This is a genomic window from Coleofasciculus sp. E1-EBD-02 (genome assembly GCF_040218245.1).
GTDB lineage: Bacteria > Cyanobacteriota > Cyanobacteriia > Cyanobacteriales > Coleofasciculaceae > Coleofasciculus.
On record NZ_JAVJQN010000093.1, the window covers coordinates 11,152 to 28,942 of the forward strand.

Sequence of the window (17,791 nt, forward strand, 5' to 3'; positions counted from 1 at the left end):
AAAGTGTCAGTCAATGCCGACAAACCCCATTTGTGGAAACCGGATATCGCTCAGTCGGTAGACTTTTACAATAACTGGTTTATGCAGTTCGCTCCCCAAGCGTACCGCGACACTCGCATTACGACAACTCAACAAGTCGAATCCGCCTTAATCTTTACAGCGAATCTCACCACTATTACACCCACTGTCCTTCGGCAGCATCCAGAAGTTTTGCCCATCCTCCGGATGGCGACAGCACCACCAATAGCCCGCGATCGCTTGATTGGTTTAGCTGGGGTATCAACTAATCTGGTCAAAAACATGGAGGAGAAGCAACGTACTCCACCTCGGTTAGATAGTGCTACTCTAGAGGCGGGATTGGATAAAATCAGTCAAATTATTACCCGACTGATTGATAGAGATATTTTCTCCTGGTTGGAGAGTGGGCAAGAACCGACTGATACAGATGTTAACCGAGCAGCTACTATTGTAGCCGATCGCCTCTGCGGTGCTATTTCTGACCCAATTATTCGCAACGCTCAAGAGCAAAGACAGCTTGCGGCGATTCGGCAATGGCTGGAGCAACATGGTTACTCCTATATTAGCGGAGAAACTCGGTTAAGTTTTGAGAGAATGCAGCCAGGAACGTTTGCGTTTCGTCTAAATATTCCCATACTTTTACAGGGAGGTACTAAACAAATTAATATCCCGATTGATGTGGTAGTCATGCCCCTTCAAACCCGTCCCGGTGAGCTACCTTTGCTGATTGAAGCCAAATCTGCTGGGGACTATACTAATCCCAATAAGCGACGCAAAGAAGAAGCTGCTAAAATGGCTCAGTTGAGAAGTAACTATGGCAATAATGTCCGTTTTATTCTGTTTCTGTGCGGCTATTTCGACAGCGGTTATTTGGGGTACGAAGCGGCAGAAGGAATTGACTGGGTGTGGGAACATCGGATTGATGATTTAGCGCTGTTTGGGATATGAATTTAAGGACGACAGAATTAAGACGGGCGTGGAGACAATCGCAACTGGATGGAGCGAAAACCCAGGCGGAACGAAACAAGTTGGGTCAATTTGCTACACCGATAGTGCTGGCAGCAGATATTATCAAATATGCTAAGAGGCTATTACCCACAGACCCAAAAATTCGTTTTCTTGACCCCGCTTTTGGTACAGGAGCGTTTTACTCGGCTTTGTTACAGCAATTTCTCCCATCGCAAATTGTTAAGGCAGTAGGGTATGAAGTTGATTCTCATTACGGGAATGAAGCGATAAAACTTTGGTGCGAAGCGTCACTTCAACTGTATATTGCTGACTTCACCCAGGCTGTACCTCCTAACTCGGACTTGGCTAAAGCTAATTTGCTCATTTGTAATCCTCCCTATGTTCGCCATCATCATTTAAGTCGGGTTGACAAGGTAAGATTACAACGAGTCACCGAGGAGATAGCGGGAATAAAACTCAGCCAGTTGGCTAGTCTTTACTGCCATTTTTTGTGTATTTCCGATGCTTGGATGGCTCCCGATGGTTTGGCTGGTTGGCTGATTCCTACGGGGTTTATGGATGTGAATTATGGGCAACCAATTAAGGATTATTTGCTCAACCGGGTTACGTTGTTACGGATTCATTGTTTCGATCCAACTGATGTACAGTTTGAAGATGCACTCTGCACATCGGCTATGGTTTGGTTTAAGAAAGCTTTGCCACCCGCGAACCATGTTGTCAAATTAACCTATCAGGGGAGTTTGACAGCACCTAAGATGTCCCGGATGATGTCAGTCAAGTCGCTACGCAAAACCGCTAAGTGGACTCAGTTTGGGTTGGTGTCGGCTGGGAGAAATTCTCCAGAGCAGCCATTAAAGCTATCAGATTTATTTACTATAAAACGGGGGTTGGCAACAGGAGCGAATCGTTTTTTTGTGTTGAAAGCAGAGCAAGTTTATGATTATCAATTGCCCAAGGAGTTTCTCAAGCCAATTTTGCCCAGTCCTCGGTTTTTAGGCGTTGATGAAATTGAAGCTGATCCTTGGGGAAATCCGATGCTTGAAAACCCGTTATTTCTGCTGTCGTGCGATTTGCCCCCAGCTGAGGTGAAAGCCAAGTATCCGATGCTTTGGGACTATTTGCAGAGGGGAGTAAAGCAGGGAATTCGCGATCGCTATTTGTGCAAGCATCGTTCTCCCTGGTATTCTCAGGAAAAGCGTCCGTCTTCTCCTTTTCTGTGTACCTATATGGGGCGTTGCGATACTGGTAGAGGTAAACCTTTTCGATTTATCTTAAATCATTCAAGGGCAACGGCTACGAATGTCTATTTGATGTTGTATCCCTTACCGATTTTGGCTCAAGCACTTTTGGATCAGCCTGAATTACATAAACAGATGTGGCAGGCTCTAAATCAGATTTCTGATCAGGCGCTGATGGGTGAGGGGCGTGTGTATGGGGGTGGGTTGCATAAGCTGGAACCCAGGGAATTGGGTAATACTCTGATTGAAAAGGTTTTTGATGTTATACCCATTTAAAAGGCTGTCTGAGGTATAAAGATAATTTTTTATACAAGAACAAATACGCGCAAAGGAATTCTGTCTATAGAGTTACAGAGGTGGATACCATAATGATAAAAAATGAGCAACAATATCACTACTCCTTAGATTGGTTGCGGCGCTTTGAACAGTCTGTCGCCGAATTGGATAGTAATGAGAGCTTGAAAGCTGAACCAGTACGCTGGCAGCTTCATAGAGACTCCTATCAGAGTCAAGTTAACGAGTTAAAGGAAGAAATTGCTGAATATGAAAGGCTGACTAATTGTGACAATAGCCAGCCGATAAAAATTAAAGTTGAGAGTTTGAATAAGCTGCCCAATGCTTTAATTAAAGCTAGGATAGCAGCAAAAATGAGCCAAGGCGAACTAGCTGATTTGTTAGGAATTGAGCAGCAAAGAGTTAAGCAGTATGAAGACACCGATTATCAATGTGCTAGTTTTGTAGAAATCTTGGAAGTTAGCACAGCGTTAGGTGTGAAATTTGAGACGGCTGTGATGCAGGTAGATTTTGATGAAATAGAAGTGGTTAAAAAAAATGTAGCAAAATGGCGAAATAAAAAAATAAATATGGCAACTAAAACGTCATAAAGGATAATTGTGATACACTTAATAGCCGGACAATCGATTGGTGACACAGGTGTGATATCATGTCCTAACGATTACCCATAATTGCAATACTGTAGCAACAAAGGTTTTAGGGGTTTTTATTAGGGGTGTTTGACCGGACATGATATGAGGAAGTGATTCCAGAATTCGATGAGAACGGCAATCTACCACCAGGAGTTCATTTTTGCGAGTGGGAGGAGTTTCAGTAAAGATTTGGTACAACGTTGAAGAGACAGAACATGATAGATGGTTTGGAACTGGCAATGACCAAATTAAAAGCCGCAGGTTGTCGAATTATTTATATTGATGGTAGTTTTGTTACCAGTAAACCCAACCCTGGTGATTTTGATGCCTGTTGGGAGCCGGAAGATATGGATTACGATTATCTCCGCAAAAATGCCCCTAGATTACTAAATCATTTAGATCGTAGCGCCCAGAAATCAACGTATAAAGGTGAACTTTTTCGTTCAGATCAACCCGTAGGAGATTACGGGTTAGCTTCTCTAGAATTTTTTCAGCGAGATAGACAGTTCAATTCCAAAGGGATTATTGCCATAGATTTATTGAGGTGGGAATCATGATTAAAAATAAAAAGCAGTATGAATACAGCCAAGAATGTGCCAAAAAATTTGAATATTCCATCAAGATGTTAGATGAAGATAAAGCACTTAAGCAGAAAGAGCCTGATGATTTGCAGCTTTCTCGTGATGTAAAACAATCGCATCTCATGGCTTTACAAGCCGAAATTACTGAATATGAAAGACTGATTAATTGTGACAATAGCCAGCCGATAAAAATTAAAGTTGAGAGTTTGAATAAGCTGCCCGATGCTTTAATTAAAGCCAGGATAGCTGCCAAAATGAGCCAAAACGAACTGGCTGATTTGCTGGGAATTGAGCAGCAACGAGTTCAGCAGTATGAAGACACCGATTATCAATGTGCTAGTTTTGTAGAAATTTTGGAAGTTAGCGCAGCGTTGGGTGTGGAATTTGAGACGGCTGTGATGCAGGTAGATTTTGAGGAAATAGAAGCGGTTAAAATAAGTGTAGAAAAATGGCGAAATAAAAATATGAATAGGGCAACTCAAACGTCATAAAAAGTAGGTAGTGAGTCACTGTGGAAACCCACGCTACATCAAGGTTGAGCGCGATTGTACATAAGCATGGCAGCTACTAAAAAATAGCGGAAAGCCGCACAATGAGGCAGTTCCGATTTTTTGGCTGGGGGAACTTCAGATTAAAAGTATTATCCAGTCGTCTTTAGACGACTTTCGCTTTTAGCCAGTGGTTTAAACCACTGGCTGATTAACGCGAATGATGCGAGATATGAGTTACGCACCAACGGGTTGCTTAACTAATGATCGCGCGGCTGCAACTATAGCATCGGCGTCAATTTTTGCCTCGTGCATGAGTTCTTGGGGTTTGCCAGAACCGGGCATATTTTGTACCGCTAACTTAATTAACCGCAGTTGGGGACCTTGATAGGTGGGTGCGGTATCAACACCAGCAAAGGCGTCCTGTACGGCGGCACCTAAGCCACCTTCAAGCCAATGATCTTCAACGACAATTAAGTTACCTTCGGTATCTTGTGCGGCTTGATGCAGGGTTTCTGTATCAATGGGTTTAACCGAATAGGCATCAATAATCCGGGCAGTGATACCCTCTTGTTTGAGCCGATCATACGCCTTTAACGCTTCATGCAACGTTACCCCGGCACCAATCACCGTCACTTGGTCGCGATCGCTACCCCGAATTACCTTACTCCCACCAATGGGAAATTCTTCCGCTTTTTCATAGATAACAGGCGTTTTCATCCGCGTTGTCCGCAGGTAAACGATTCCATCCCGGTCAACCATTTGACTCACCAGTTTAGCGGTTTGGTTACCATCACAGGGATACAGAACCGTACTACTCCAAACTGCCCGCATAGATGCCAAATCTTCTAGTGCCATTTGCGAGGGTCCATCTTGACCAATGGAGATTCCGGCGTGAGACCCCGATAACTTAATATTGGCACGAGAAATCGCTGCCATTCGCACGAAGTCATAAGCGCGACTCAGAAACGCACCAAAGCTAGAGACAAACGGTTTATAATGCCGTGCTTGCAATCCCATCGCCGCTCCCAGCATCTGCTGTTCAGCAATGAACATTTCAAAGAAGCGATCGCTATGGGTTTTGGCAAAGAATTTGGCGCGGGTTGAATTACTGACTTCTCCGTCAAGCGCCACCACATCCGATCGCGATGCGCCGATGGCGGCTAATGCCTTACCGTAGGCTGTACGGGTGGCAACTTTCTCGCCTTCATCGTAGCTGGGAAGTTCTAAGGGTTGCGTCTCGCCAATGATGGCAGGTTCTCCCTCTTCCTCTGGTTTAGGGACGGAAATTTGAATATTGCGTTGACCGCCTAATTCCTCAATTGCCGCGTTTGCTTTCTCATCGTCCAAATTCTTACCATGCCAACCACTCTGATTTTCCACCACAGAGGCACCTTTTCCTTTCACGGTGCGGGCAATAATTACCACAGGTTGGTTATGAATGGACAGTGCTTCACCGTAGGCTTGCTCAATGTCCTTAAAATCATGACCATCGATTTCAATCGCGTGCCAACCAAACGCTCTCGCCCGGGTTGCATACGCTTGGGTATTCCAGCCCAGTTCAGTTTGACCCCGTTGACCTAAGCGATTCACATCAATAATCAGAATCAGATTATCCAGATTATAGTAAGAAGCGTGATCAAAGGCTTCCCAAACTGACCCTTCAGCCGTTTCACTATCACCTTGAAGTACCCAAACCCGATAGGGCAGTTGATCCAGGTACTTTCCAGCCAATGCCATACCGACACCAACGGATAAGCCTTGTCCCAGAGAACCTGTAGCCACCTCAATTCCAGGGAGAACGGGAACTGGATGACCTTGAACCGGACTGCCAAACTGACGCAGGGACATCATATCCTCATCTGACATCACCCCAGCCGCTTTATGCATAGCATAGAGTAAGGGACAAGCATGTCCTTTGGAGAGAATAAAGCGATCGTTATTCGGGTTATCGGGATTGTCGAAGTCATAGCGGAAATACTTGGACATGAACACCGCCATTAAATCCGCCGCCGACATGGAGGAGGTAGGATGACCGGAACCCGCCGCCGTCGTGGAGCGAATACTATCCACGCGCAGTTGTTGAGCGAGTTCGTGCCATTGATTCTGGGTCGTCATAGTTATTCTTCTTATTGAACGTCAAGGGGGGAATTTCTGAAATTCCTTGAACTTCAGTAAATAAGCCTTAGATTCGTAAGGCTTAGATTAGCGATATTGATAGTGATGTAACAAAAATTAGAAATCATGCCCAAATCTAGAGGAAACGTCATCAATCGATAGCTAAACAAGGAATTGCTATTGAGCTAAGTTCTAAATATCTGATCCCTGACTAGGGCAACCATAACCTTAATAAATTTGAAGCCTGCTTTACGTCTGCCTTATGGCATAAAAATAGCATTGATATCTTATCTATCTTAGGAGTGACGAATATCCTCGCTGAGGAGTTTTACCCTAGTGAAGGCTTCGGTGGTAAAGTCGGGTTAAGTTAAATGGCTTGCCTTAATCAGCCAAAGCCTCAATTAGAGAAAGAAATTGAACGATAAAAAAATAAGGAGAATTAAAATGCCGACTCAAAGCGAATAAGCTACAGGAGTACAGAACACAAACTATAACCTGGTTAGTGTGTTGTATCACATGCTCAATGGTGCCGCTACTTACGATGAGTATATCCAGGATGCCGAGCAAACTGGTGATCAGGAACTGGCTCAGTTTTTACAAAATGTTAAAAAGCAGAATGCCGAGTGCGCTCATAAAGCCCAAGAGTTACTGGCGCAGCGCATTAAATAGCCGCCAACCAGCGCTATCCTAATCAATAAGTTAAGCTTCCTTTCTGAATGAGAGGAGGCTTTTTGGCTAACTATTGTCCCGGTTAGATCAAGTTCAGTAGCATCGTCATTACTGATGAGGGAGGGGGTACAAGGGTAATGCTTGTGTCGAAATCATTACGGGTATGATGGACGAATTAATTTAATTTTAGTGAGTTTTTATTATGCATATTGGATTTCTTAACCCACAAGGTAACTTTGACCGCCATGATAGTTACTGGACGGAACATCCAGATTTTGGGGGTCAGCTCATCTATGTGAAAAATGTGGCGGTGGAGATGGCAAAGCATGGTCATAACGTAGACATTATCACTCGCCAGATTATTGACCCAGAGTGGTCTGAATTTTCCGAGAAATTTGATCACTATCCCGATACGCCCAATGTTCGGATTATCCGCTTACCTGCGGGACCCAAAGAATTTCTCCGCAAAGAATTACTCTGGTCACATCTGGTGAGAGACTGGATACCCAATATCCTGCAATTTTATCAAGAAGAAGGTAACTTCCCTGATGTGATGACCAGCCATTATGCTGATGGTGGCATATCTGGGGTTTTAATTGAAGCCGAAGTGGGTATTCCCTTCACCTTTACTGCTCATTCTCTGGGGGCGTTGAAGATGGATAAACTGGAAGTTACACCCGAAAATATGCCAGAAATGGATGAGTATTATCACTTCGGACGCCGCATTGTGGCTGAACGGTTGAGTATGAATCGCTCGGCTGTAAATATTACCAGTACAACGGATCAAGAACGGTTTAAACAATACGCTCATCCTGCCTATCGAGGGGCAGTTGATGTTAATGATGATGCTCGTTTTGCCGAAATTCCACCGGGAGTTGACCCTTCATTGTTCGATCTTGAATCCTGTTCCCCAAACGAGGAAGAAACCTATCAGTTAATTCAAGAACGATTAGCGCGGGATATTGAAGAAGAGCGACGAGATTTGCCTGCGATTATCGCGGCGAGTCGATTAGCGCCGAAAAAGAATCATCTGGGTTTAGTTCAAGCCTTTGCTGAGAGTGAAATGCTGCAAGAAAAAGCTAATTTGGTTATTTTTACTCAGGGAGAAGACAACCCACTACGGGAAGCTGTTAGCAATCATACAGCAGAAAAGGAGGTACTTATTCCCATACGCGAAGTGGTGAACAATAATAACTTACGGGGTAAAATCAGTGGCTTTAGCCTCCCCGATCAACCCGCACTCGCTGATGCTTATCGGTTTTTTGTCCAACGTCATTCTGTATTTGCCCTCACTTCTCACCACGAACCTTTTGGATTGGGTCCGATAGAAGCAGCGTTAGCTGGGTTACCATTAGTCGTGACTCAGAACAGTGGTTTAAGGGAGAGTTTACGAGAGGGAGATGAGGTTTATGGTATTCTCATTGATCCAGAGAATCCAGCAGCAATTGCCCAGGGTTTAGAAGAAGTCCTTTGTGATCCTCAACGGTGGGAGAGGTTGCACAACGCCTGTCGCCAGCATGTATGGAACTATTACACTTGGAAGACAACGGCGATAGATTATCTGAATTTAATCGAGGAAATTGTCGCCTCACCCAACGCCCGTCGTTCTGATGAATTGTTGCCGATTCATCGCTATTTTCGTGATCCGCGACCTGAAAATGATGTATCGTTGGACGAGTTAAAGGAACTCTATTTCTAAGCGTCATTGTCTTCATTGTAGAGGCGTTGTATTCAGTCATGATAAAGCCTCCATTTTTAATGTGTAAACACACCACCGCTCAGTGCTATAAGGCTGATGGGCAGTGTTCACTCTACGGTATATCAAGGGTTTCGGTGATTCCAAAATGCTTATTTTAGTGCTATTGATCTTAAGTTACTTATTCAAGCTTTGTAGAAGAATTTCAACGAGCCGATATACGTGTGTTCCTGATGTAGGAGGCCAGTTTTGTATCGCTGTTGAATGTAGCTGCTTGGCACGAGCTACCGCATCTGCAATCTTGGGTTCGTATAAAGATAGATTAAGTTTACTACTATTGTAACTTCCTAAAAGGATTTTTAGCCTTGCCTTGAAATCCTGGCAGCTTTTATCCAGGGGATCTAAATCGGCAAAGTGCAGGCACAACCAAACTTCAAAACAGGGATTGCTGATAGCTAAATGATAATTTTTTTGTTTAGCTTCCCGACAAACTAAACTCAAATTCTTAGGAGACCAACGGTCTACATCAAATACCAGCCAAAGCATATCATCGTCGTTTAGATCATACTTCTCATTAAAGTCATTTAAACGGTCTAAAACATACTGAGGAGCGGACTTATGATCATCTCCTGTAGCCAGAACTTCTACTTTAATTTTAGTACTATGAAACATACCAAAATATTGCCTTTCGGTGACTTCCCCTTCAGTCGCAACGATGAAAAGCTTTGCATCTCTCCGATCATGCTGGCGATCCAGTAGCTTGGTTCGATTGATTCTGCTCATTAGCTCTAGCTGATTTAGACAGACAAATCAGTTTCACAACCAAACCATCCTAAACGTTGTGGGTCTCCAAAGAAAGGAATAGCACCAAAACGACCGTTTAAGTAACCTTTTTCAACTTTCAAGTCAGGTCTAATTTTGAATTCTGCTAAAGAATAAAGACTTGATGCACCTTGTTGATTCTTTTCAACAAACCAAATCTCATCCCGTCGCAGCAAATCTAAGTCGAGTAGATTAGTGTCATGAGTTGTAAAAATTAATTGATTACTTTTTTCTCTACAGTTTATTGCTGTTTGTACAAAACAATGAGAAAGTAGCGGATGTAATCGTCTATCAAGTTCATCTAAAAAAATGACTTTTTCAGATTCTTGCTTCAAAAGAAAAAGAGTCGGTATAAGATTAAGCAAACGTTGCGTGCCTTCTGACTCTTCTTCAATCGTAAAATCAATCAGATTGCCGTTGTCATTTCGATGTTGAGTTTTTAATTGAATTAGCCCTAATTTTCCATCTTTATTTTTGCGAATTAAATACCGTTCACCTCGACTATTACTCCCTATTATTGCTAGTGCTTCTCTATCCGCCTGATTAAGTTCTTGTATTAAATCATCTATGACAATTTTAGGCATATTTGGAAAATGATAATCAATGTCGAGTTCAACTTCCTCAGTGCTGATCGAATCAATACCTGTTCCGGCAAATCGAAGAAATTCACTGATAAAATCGATAAATGATTCATCACTGAGAATGCCCACTTCTAATCCCGGATAGTCAGCCTTGGCTGGAATAATAGTCAGTGCTTCTCTAAACCAGTTAGCCACCGGAACTAATACATCAACATTGCGGTCAATCGCTTCTGTTAAAAAAAGCTGATTAGGGCGAGTTCCTTCAGCCACGAAATCAAGAAATTGCTTACGTTTATTACTCCTACCTTTAAGGGGTGTGCCATAATCCAAGCTTGTTTCTTTTTTTGAAGAAGTAATGCGTTCAAAGTACATTATTTCCTGTTTTTTATCATGAGGAACACCATAAAGCCATTCCTCAAGTATTTGTTCTCTATTCAATCTAAATCCATAAGAATATTGGATGCCTTGATACGTAAATATACACTCAAATTTACTTGATCTCTGACTACAATTACCCAGTTTAAATGGGATAAATGGAATCTTTTGAGTGCTTCTAGTTCCTTCTACAACTAAATCTTTGGCAAATTGTACAGCCTCTATGAGATTTGATTTACCTGCTGCATTTGCCCCATAGATTGCGGCGATTGGTAGCAGTGAGCGATCTTTCCCAGCTGCATTGTTAGCCAGATGTTCTAAATGTTGTTGGTCACTGTTAACCCCTAGCATACTGAACGTAACTTCATCTCTGAAAGATAAAAAGTTTTGTAGGGTTAGTTGGATTAGCATGATCTTTCACCTAAAGGCTTTCTGTATCCCACTACTTATCCTATCTATAGTACGCTAAAACCGCATCTTAGGAGAAAAAATCTCCTAAATCCTTGATCATGGAGCAATTTATACCTCTTGGTGTAGATTGTATAGTGCTTTCGCGGTGATCGCACTCACCAGCACTGGTTGTATCGGGTGCAGGTCAACGAGAGTTTGGGTCTTTAGAACCTAGTACAGCCTCGTTTTTGAGTAACCTAACGCCCTCGCGCTTCCTGAACATTACGTGCTTTCCATCATACGCACCCCTTTTAACCTGATTATCGTGAAAGGGAAATCTATTAATTTTGTTGACTAGCCCTCATCTTTTGTTAACCCTGAATAACGGATAAGGTGGTGGGTTACGGCGGAGCGAGAATTAAATGATTTGTTTCCTAAACTTAACACCGCCTAACCCACCCTACAGATTAAGAATAAAGGATAAGGTGGTGGGTTACGGCGGAGTCATCATTAAATGATTTGTTGCCTCAATTGAATACCGCCTAACCCACCCTACAGGTTAAGGTTTATCTATCTATATTGACAGGAGTGTACCTTTGACAAAGGTGGAATGCATCAGAATCAGTCTTGGGTTGAACACGATTGTCGTTTCTGGTTAAGCTAATGCATCCTTGCTGCAACAGGTGGTTCAGATTCAAATTCCACAAGCTAACTGTTCCATCCGGATTCGCTAATGCTAATTGTTCACCATCGGGGGAAAAGCTAACCTTGGCGACTGGATTTTTATGACTCGGTAAGGCTTTGAGTAATGTACCATTTTGATGCCAGAGTCTGACGCGGTTATCGGTACTTGTTGTGGCTAGCATTTGGTTATCCGCACTAAAGCTAAAGCTGGTGACTGGTTTGGTATGTTGTAAGATATTCAACAATGTGCCATTTTTACGCCAGAGTCTTACTGTACCCTCTGTACTGCTAGAGGCAATAAGTTTACTATTAGGACTAAATTGGATATCGATAATAGCATCGTTGGTTGTATGAAAGGTGTGGAGTAACGTACCATCCCGACACCGCCACAGTGCGATCGCGCCTTCCTGATCCACGGTTGCTAGTTGATCACCGTTGGCGGAAAAACGGACATGGGAAACATGGGGACGAGTTAACGTTTGCGATAATTTATCCTCCAGATATTGCCACAGTCGAATCTCCTTATCGGTACTAACGGCAATTTGTTGACGGTTGGGATTAAAACTGATACTGGTTATCGTATCAGCATCAACGTTTACAGTTCCCTGTCGTTGACCCTTTTGATCCCAAACTTGAATTGTACCATCAGCGCTAGCACTGGCGAGGGTTTGGCTATCGGAACTAAAGCTGAGATTAAGGATGCGATCGCCCGCTTCCTGTAAAATATAAACTCGGTTAGATTTATCGGGATCACTCCGATGATGCCATAGCTTTATCGTACCATCCTTATAGGCAACAGCCAACATCTGACTATCCGGACTAAACCGAAACTGAGTCACACCAGAAGCATGTCCGGGTAAAGTATTCGGCTGACTGAAACTTGAAATCGCTTGATTGAATGCCATAATCACCCGCATTTTGGTATCCGCCGTCACGCCAAGGGACTGTTTAAGTTCTTTGGTGGCGCGAATACTTTCGATGAGTGCATCTCGCGTTTGATTGGTGGCTAAAAGGGATTCGGATAATAAACTCAGAGTATTAATTTTAGTATTCCGTTCTTCAATCGAGGGTTTAACCCAAAATACACCCATCAATAGTGTTATAATCACCGCCGCTGCACCAGTGACATATTGGAATCTCAACCGCTGTTCCCGATTTAATTTCGCTTGGATTAATTTTCGTTGCTGTTGTTCTTTGGTCAATTCTTCCAGTAATTCTTTTTCGCGACGCAGTTGCTTAATTTCCGCTTGATTTTGGCTTTCGGTTTGTCGTAACTGTGCCAGGGTTGCTTCTTGAGACGCAGCCAGGAAATGATAGTCGAGATCGCTTAAACTTTTCCCCGTCGCCCAATCTTGAGCATCCTGTAAAGCCTGTCCGCGCAATAATCGGGAGTCATCGTGACAATCTGAGGCAAACCAAGCGGTTAACGCTTCACTGTAGGGACGTAATTCAGCTAGGGCGTTTTCTACCCAATTGGGGGTGAAAATTGACTGATAAATTCTGTTTTTTACTCGTAATTTTCCCCCTTGGCGCACAACTAATCCGCTGAGGCATAATTGGGCTTGTTCTGGACTATCATCAGCAATCAGTTCTCCTTGGTGTAAAATGCGCTGATAAAGTCCTAATAATCGACCCGCAAATTGCTCATTTTTGAGGATGCGATCGCGAATGGTTCTGATGTGGGCAGGTTCATCCTGAGATTCCCAATTTTCTAGAATTTGGGATTGAACAATTTGCCCAATTAAGGGTGACTTAAAATCGTCTGTTGAATCATTGATAGTCGAGTGATTGCCCCCAACTAAGCTTGAATCTTGCACCACGACTTTACAGAGTTTCTGGGTGAGAAAAGGTTGTCCACCTGTCCAGTCTAAAATCTCGTGTAATACAGCTTCAGGATCATGAACATTTCCCGCCAATCCCTGAATCAACGGTTGACAATTTTTGAATTGAAACCCTTGCAACTCTATCGCCCGACCAATATTAAAGGGGGTGCGGGTGGGATCACTAATTAAATCCAATGGCGTAGCGACTCCAACTAGGGTAAAACAAAGCCGCTGATAGTCAACATTTTGGGCGCGTTTATTATAACAGGCGCGAATGAAGGCAAAAAAGTCATCGGCAGCTTCCTGCAAGCTGAGAATACTATCGATTTCATCAATAAAAATAACAATAGGTTGAGATAACTCTTTCAGCAATACCGTGGAAACAAGTTCACTCAATCGCTGTACCGGAGACATCCAGTCTCGCCCTTGCCACCAGTCCATAAATTCTAGGGGATTGAACAGATTAAAGCTATTCAATAACTGATAGGCTACACCGCCATACCACTGATCCAGGGATTGGCTACCAATATCAGATAAATCAATCGCAGCACAGGCAAATCCTTCCGTAGATAGCTTTTGCATGGTGCGAACTAATAAACTGGATTTTCCCATTTGCCGAGAATTGAGGACATAACAAAATTCTCCTGTTTTTAGCCCTTCATAGAGTTCCGTGTCCGCTTGTCGGATAATATAGGTGGGGGCATCTTCGGGAAGACTCCCACCGATTTGGTAAGGAGAATTAGTCATAATTTATTCTACTATTGGTTAGGTATTTACTTTGATTCATCCTCTAATAACTGTTGCTCTGGTTTAAAATAAGTTTTCCCTCGAAGATAATAATAAGCTTATTTAAAACGCAGCCAGTCTAATAGTTCTTGGATTAACCAGATACTTTCATGTTCACCCAAAGCGCCACCCAGTTTATAAGTACCCCGTGTTGATGGAATTATGACTTCATAAATAGAGCCCCGATTCACTAAGAAAGGATTGCCCATTTCTGTAATCGATTGCTGCTGGCGACCATATTTGAAGAACCCTATCTGTCGCTCTAGCTTGAAGAGGTTACGATTGCGATCAAACACAACGTGAGTTTTTTTGCCAAAAAAATTACCCAGTAAAGTGACTAATGCTGCCAATAATGCTAAACCCATCAACAGTCCCATTAATTCTTGTTTTTCTATTAGTAAAATAACCTGACTTATAAAAGCAAAAAATAAAGCTAAAGTTAGGTATCCGAAAAGGATAGATCCCAGCCAGCTATATTGGGTTAGTTTACGAAGTCCCGGTGCAGGAATTGTAATTGCAAGTTGTTCCATCGATTTATTAATATTGATTTTAATCAGACTTCCTGAAGGTTTATAAGTTTTGATTCGAGTCGGATTAGGCGCGGCAGTAGAGAGATTAATATTTCCAGATATTAGCGATTTCATAGCTTGTTTGGCGGCGCTAAAGCGCTTTTCTAACATAAGTTCGGTCATCTGCTCAATCCAAGCGATAAAATTCGATTGCAGGCTGACGCGATCGCGAAAATAAATCCGCCCTTCTTTTTGCGGTAAATCAGCCGGGGCTGTACCCGTTAACAGGTGAATTAAAGTTGCGCCCAAAGCATATAAATCAGAAGCCGCCACCGCCCGTCCCCAAAACTGTTCTAAGGGCGCATAACCACTCGTTCCCACGACTGTAAATGTGACTCCTGTAACAGCCGCTTGCGCTTGAACCGCACCAAAGTCAACTAGATAAACTTGCTTATCTTCCCCTAAAATGAGATTACTGGGTTTAATGTCTCGATGTAATACTGGCGGACTCAGTTCATGTAAATAAATCAAAATATCCAGAACTTGACTGGCAATAGCGCGAACCTGTTCTTCACTAAACCGTTTATTTTTATCTAATAATTCTTGAAGAGAATCCCCCGGAATATAATCTTGCACCAGTCCAAACCACGGCAACTGTAACCCCGCTTCCTTATCTAAGGAAAAATAATCCCGATAGCGGGGAATTCGGGGATGATTCAGGGCTTGTAAAACTTGTGCCTCGCGTTCAAAGAGTTTAAATTCTTCCCACTGCATTTCCGGGCTAAAGGCTAATAGCTTAACCGTCACTTGTTCATTAGATTGTAAATCCGTCGCTAACCAGGTTTGTCGCCCTGCAGCCGTCCGTCCTAATTTTTGTTGCAGTTGGTAACATTCCTTTAAGCATTGCTCTGGATTGAACACAAGATTACCTCGGATAAATGTTGACGGTATCTAGCGCGTGTGTAGGGCTGGTTTTACTGTCATCATTTCTTACTTTAACTTAGGTATGACTAAACTCGCCCTGAGTGATAATTATCTCATCTCCCTGATTGCCTTTGTTGATACAACTGCTCTATCCTGTTTTCTGAGTACAGTTTCAGGGTATAGAGACTTCCGCCGCAACATTCCTACCAGGTGTTGTAAATTGCCGATTAACGTTAATTTTTATAACGCTCAATTGCTGCCATGGCTTGATCTTTACCACCATAGTAAGATTGGATAGTTTCAGCAATCTGAACCGCTCGCTCATACTCACCTGTAGCCGCTAACCGACGTACAATAGCATCCAAGGCTTTGGCTTTTTGTTCATAGTCTGTAATCGTTTTAGCCACCTGAATCCCTTGCTCATACTCAGTCGCCGTGGTTAAATAAGGTGCGATCGCTTGGATAGTCTTACTCTTAATCGAGTCATCGGTGATATGACGAGTCACTCTCAAGGCTTGGGTATACTCACCAGCATCAGTTAACTGGAGTGCGATCGCTTGTATCTTTTCGACGATAGGTAAGGCTTGTTTCGACTTACCCGCCACCATTAACTCCGTTGTAATCACCTCCAACGCTTTAACTTTAACCCAACTCTCTGTAATCGTTTCCGCAGTATCAATAGCTTGATTGTACTTACCCGCTTTCGCGTAATTAGCCGAACGATACGCTAAAGTCAAATCTTCCCCGATAAAAATTTCTTTTTCATCCTCTCTATAACTCTCTAGCTTTACTGTCTCCGGGGCGCATTGAATCACACCATCTTCTACAATTGGTGCTGGAGAGCGATGAGTACCGGGAGATTTTGCCTCACACAGAATGGCAAATGTTGTCATCTCTCCTGTTTCTACAGCGTCACCTAAAAATACAGCGCCCACATAGCCTTTCATCTTTGATTTGTGGGAAACGGCATAGTTAATAACGCTCAAGGAAGTTGTATGTATTGAATAGGTATAGTTCTCTGTTTCAGTGCTAATTCCCAGTCCCAGTTCACCAATATTATCAGTAAAATTACTTTCCTCTAAAAAATAAGCTTGCTGGGCGCGATTCATTGAACCAATATATTGTTTTGCTTCGGATTGCTTTGCTTTACTAGAACCACCAAAAGCCCAAAATAAACCAGGCATCAGGAAAATTAAGCCAATTGCAATTAGTCCTAGCCAAGCCAAGCAGCCACAACCGTAACCACTGTTCGTATCCGATGAACGGTTTATTGATTGTCGCACATGAATTTGATTTTGGTGATAAATAAAACAGGATTGCAGCGAAGAAAACGCTTGACGTGCTGTACTCAACCGTCTTTCCGGTGCAGGTTGAATTAATTGCTCAATCCAGTTAGCAAAATTCGGATTAATCCTGACTTTATCTTGAAACTTAATCCGCATTCGCTGCTGGGGTAATTGAGATGGCGAAATCCCTGTTAATAAATGAATCAAAGTCGCACCCAAGGCATATAAATCTGATGCAGGTACAGCTTTTCCCCATAATTGTTCGGGGGGTGAATAACCACTGGTTCCCACTACCGTAAATGTCACCCCTTCAGCTTTGGCTTTGTCTTGCACAGCACCAAAGTCTACCAGATAAATTTGGTTATTTTTCGCCAAAATCAGATTACTGGGTTTAATATCACGGTGAAGAACAGGCGGACTCAACTCGTGTAAATCAATTAAAATCTTGAGCAAATCCTCGGCAAAATGACGCACTTGATTTTCGCTAAACCGTTTCCCCTGATCTAATAGTTGTTTGAGAGATGCACCAGGAATATAGTCTTGTACTAAAGCAAACCAAGGTAAGTCAGTTACATTAGACTTATCATTATTATCGGCAGCATATTCTTCTAAACCCGCCTCGATATCATCCATTGAAAAATAATCCAGATACTTCGGAATGCGAGGATGGTTGATATTTTTCAGAACTTGAGCTTCTCGTTTAAACAGTTTCAACTCATCCCATTGCATCTGGGGATTAAACATCAAAAATTTAACCACAACGGTTTTTGGCGGTGAGGCTTGAGTATCCATCGCTAACCAAGTTTGCCGCCCTGCATTGTGTCCTAACGATTTTTGTAGCTGATAGCGATCGCATAAAACTTGTCCCGCACTTAACATAATTAATTCCTTCAACTCTTAACTAATGG

General features: G+C 42.8%; 12 protein-coding genes and 2 pseudogenes. 7 read left to right on the forward strand and 7 right to left on the reverse strand.

Going from position 1 to position 17,791, the window contains the following annotated elements; all coding sequences use genetic code 11:
* The first annotated feature begins 3 nt into the window (after positions 1 to 3).
* The 5 genes and pseudogenes from RIC07_RS15280 to RIC07_RS15300 all read left to right on the forward strand — a co-directional run bounded on the left by RIC07_RS15280 (position 4) and on the right by RIC07_RS15300 (position 4,223).
* On the forward strand, positions 4 to 966 hold the full coding sequence (locus tag RIC07_RS15280; protein ID WP_446395285.1) for a XamI family restriction endonuclease: 963 nt from the start codon (positions 4 to 6) through the stop codon (positions 964 to 966).
* Positions 963 to 2,501 carry an Eco57I restriction-modification methylase domain-containing protein gene (locus RIC07_RS15285; protein ID WP_446395286.1) on the forward strand — a complete coding sequence of 513 codons (1,539 nt, stop codon included), beginning with the start codon at positions 963 to 965 and terminating at the stop codon, positions 2,499 to 2,501. The genes RIC07_RS15280 and RIC07_RS15285 overlap by 4 nt, the downstream gene beginning before the upstream one ends.
* 92 nt (positions 2,502 to 2,593) lie before the next feature.
* Positions 2,594 to 3,109 (forward strand): helix-turn-helix transcriptional regulator, encoded by a 516-nt coding sequence (locus tag RIC07_RS15290; RefSeq protein ID WP_446395287.1) that lies wholly within the window; start codon positions 2,594 to 2,596, stop codon positions 3,107 to 3,109.
* A gap of 152 nt (positions 3,110 to 3,261) precedes the next feature.
* A pseudogene (locus RIC07_RS15295) lies at positions 3,262 to 3,708 on the forward strand (DUF6932 family protein).
* Positions 3,705 to 4,223: a helix-turn-helix transcriptional regulator gene (locus RIC07_RS15300; protein WP_446395288.1), complete on the forward strand. Its 519-nt coding sequence runs from the start codon at positions 3,705 to 3,707 to the stop codon at positions 4,221 to 4,223. The pseudogene RIC07_RS15295 and the gene RIC07_RS15300 overlap by 4 nt, the downstream one beginning before the upstream one ends.
* Before the next feature lie 234 nt (positions 4,224 to 4,457).
* Here RIC07_RS15300 and RIC07_RS15305 read toward each other — a convergent pair whose 3' ends face one another.
* Positions 4,458 to 6,338, reverse strand: a complete 1,881-nt coding sequence (locus RIC07_RS15305; protein ID WP_446395289.1) for a transketolase — start codon at positions 6,336 to 6,338, stop codon at positions 4,458 to 4,460.
* Positions 6,339 to 6,845: 507 nt separating this feature from the next.
* On the opposite strand from RIC07_RS15305, the gene RIC07_RS15310 reads away from it, so the two are divergent.
* Together RIC07_RS15310 and RIC07_RS15315 are read left to right on the forward strand one after the other, a co-directional pair.
* The gene (locus RIC07_RS15310; protein WP_446395290.1) at positions 6,846 to 7,007 is read left to right on the forward strand and encodes a hypothetical protein; all 162 of its coding nucleotides are present in this window, start codon (positions 6,846 to 6,848) and stop codon (positions 7,005 to 7,007) included.
* Positions 7,008 to 7,209: 202 nt separating this feature from the next.
* Complete coding sequence (locus RIC07_RS15315) at positions 7,210 to 8,706, forward strand: glycosyltransferase (protein WP_446395291.1); 1,497 nt, start codon at positions 7,210 to 7,212, stop codon at positions 8,704 to 8,706.
* A 174-nt stretch (positions 8,707 to 8,880) separates the two neighbouring features.
* On the opposite strand, the gene RIC07_RS15320 is transcribed toward RIC07_RS15315, so the two are convergent.
* From RIC07_RS15320 to RIC07_RS15345, 6 genes and pseudogenes are all read right to left on the reverse strand, one after another.
* Positions 8,881 to 9,486 carry an RloB family protein gene (locus RIC07_RS15320; protein ID WP_446395292.1) on the reverse strand — a complete coding sequence of 202 codons (606 nt, stop codon included), beginning with the start codon at positions 9,484 to 9,486 and terminating at the stop codon, positions 8,881 to 8,883.
* Positions 9,487 to 9,500: 14 nt separating this feature from the next.
* On the reverse strand, positions 9,501 to 10,892 hold the full coding sequence (locus RIC07_RS15325; protein ID WP_446395293.1) for an AAA family ATPase: 1,392 nt from the start codon (positions 10,890 to 10,892) through the stop codon (positions 9,501 to 9,503).
* Positions 10,893 to 11,437: 545 nt separating this feature from the next.
* Positions 11,438 to 14,125, reverse strand: coding sequence for an AAA-like domain-containing protein (locus RIC07_RS15330; RefSeq protein ID WP_446395294.1), 2,688 nt, complete (start codon positions 14,123 to 14,125; stop codon positions 11,438 to 11,440).
* A gap of 98 nt (positions 14,126 to 14,223) precedes the next feature.
* Positions 14,224 to 15,594, reverse strand: coding sequence for a serine/threonine protein kinase (locus tag RIC07_RS15335; RefSeq protein ID WP_446395295.1), 1,371 nt, complete (start codon positions 15,592 to 15,594; stop codon positions 14,224 to 14,226).
* Between the two features lie 236 nt (positions 15,595 to 15,830).
* Positions 15,831 to 16,781 carry a type IV pilin-like G/H family protein gene (locus RIC07_RS15340; protein ID WP_446395329.1) on the reverse strand — a complete coding sequence of 317 codons (951 nt, stop codon included), beginning with the start codon at positions 16,779 to 16,781 and terminating at the stop codon, positions 15,831 to 15,833.
* Positions 16,782 to 16,910: 129 nt separating this feature from the next.
* Positions 16,911 to 17,762: pseudogene (locus RIC07_RS15345) on the reverse strand (serine/threonine protein kinase); the annotation flags it as partial.
* Between the last annotated feature and the right edge of the window lie 29 nt (positions 17,763 to 17,791).